The sequence below is a fragment of the Brachybacterium sp. ACRRE genome (assembly GCF_022346485.1).
Taxonomy (GTDB): domain Bacteria; phylum Actinomycetota; class Actinomycetes; order Actinomycetales; family Dermabacteraceae; genus Brachybacterium; species Brachybacterium halotolerans.
Genome location: NZ_JAKRMO010000128.1, coordinates 1 through 1,330 on the forward strand (window position 1 = coordinate 1; position 1,330 = coordinate 1,330).

The 1,330-nt window shown below is 73.8% G+C and carries 2 protein-coding genes; both read right to left on the reverse strand.

Annotated elements, in window-relative coordinates:
• Window positions 1–101: 101 nt before the first annotated feature.
• Window positions 102–344: a hypothetical protein gene (locus tag MHY49_RS18895; RefSeq protein ID WP_239206789.1), complete on the reverse strand. Its 243-nt coding sequence runs from the start codon at window positions 342–344 to the stop codon at window positions 102–104.
• Between the two features lie 89 nt (window positions 345–433).
• The coding region (locus tag MHY49_RS18900; RefSeq protein ID WP_370646228.1) for a response regulator at window positions 434–1,330 on the reverse strand (897 nt) is incomplete at its 5' end.

The window sequence follows — 1,330 nt, forward strand, 5'->3', positions numbered from 1 at the left end:
GCACCATGGATCGGCGGGGAACCGACGGTAAGCCGCCGGCTACCCGTCGGCTTACCGTCGGTTCCCCGCCGATCCATGGTGCCGCCCGGCCGCCCGGCGGATCACTCGCGCGGAGCCCGGGAGCGCACCGCCTCGATGATCCGCAGCACGAGCAGCACCACCACGAGCGCGAGCAGCAGCCAGTACTTCGTGGCGACGGCGGCGACCCCGGCGATCACGAGCGCGGCGACGTAGACGATGTCGACCACGCGGCCCGAGACGCCGAGGAATCGCGAGCCCCATCGTCCGCGCAGCAGGCGGAGGGCGAGCAGGCCCAGGATCAGGGCGATGGCCAGGTACTTCACGTGAGGATCTCCCGCGGTCGGTTCGCCGCGAGCCTATCGGTGCCGCTGCCTCTCAGGCACCCGGGTCCGATCGGGCTCCCGTCGACGGGTCAGGACCCGCCGTCGATCTCGAGCACGCGGATCGCGAGCTGCACGCGGTTGGTGACCAGCAGCTTCTCGAAGAGGTGCCCGATGTGGGTCTTGATCGTGGGCAGGGAGAGGAACAGGGCGTCGGCGATCTCCGAGTTCGTCAGGCCCTGCGCGACCAGCCGCCCCACCTCCCACTCGCGCTCGGTGATCGCATGGGGGAGCGAGCTCGCGTCGGCGGGGACCGGCTGCGTGCGCTCGGGCATTCCGTACGGCGTCTGCTCCGCTGCGGCTTCTCGCCGGTCGGCCGACGGGTCGTAGTGTTCGACAGCAGGGCTGGTGCGGTCGGCCGCCGACGCGGCCTGGCCCCCGGGGCCTCCCGCGGCGAGGGCGACGAGGCGGCGCAGCACGGCGGGGGAGAAGCGGGCCTCTCCGCGGGCTGCCTCGTGGATGCCCTCCACGACCTGCTCGGGCGGGGAGTCCTTGAGCAGGAAGGAGACGGCGCCCGCGCGCAGGGCGTCGAGCAGGAACCCGTCGGTGTCGAAGGCGGTGAGCACCACGACACCCGGTCGCGCGCCGTCGCCGCTCAGCCGGCGCGTCGCCTCGATGCCGTCCATGCGGGGCATGCGGATGTCCATGAGCACCACGTCGGGGTCGAGCGCGGCGACCGCCTCGAGAGCGGCGGCGCCGTCGGCCGCCTCGCCGACCACCTCGATGCCGTCGCTGCCGTCGATCATCAGCCGCAGACCGGCGCGCATGAGCTGTTCGTCGTCCACGAGCAGCACGCGGACGCCGGCCGGCGCGTCGGCGCGCGACGGGTCTGCGGCGCCTGACGGACTCGCGGCGCCTGACGGGCCCGCGGCAGATGCCGGGCCGACGGCGGATGACGGGGCGGCGCCGTCCTGGGGCCCGGCATCTGC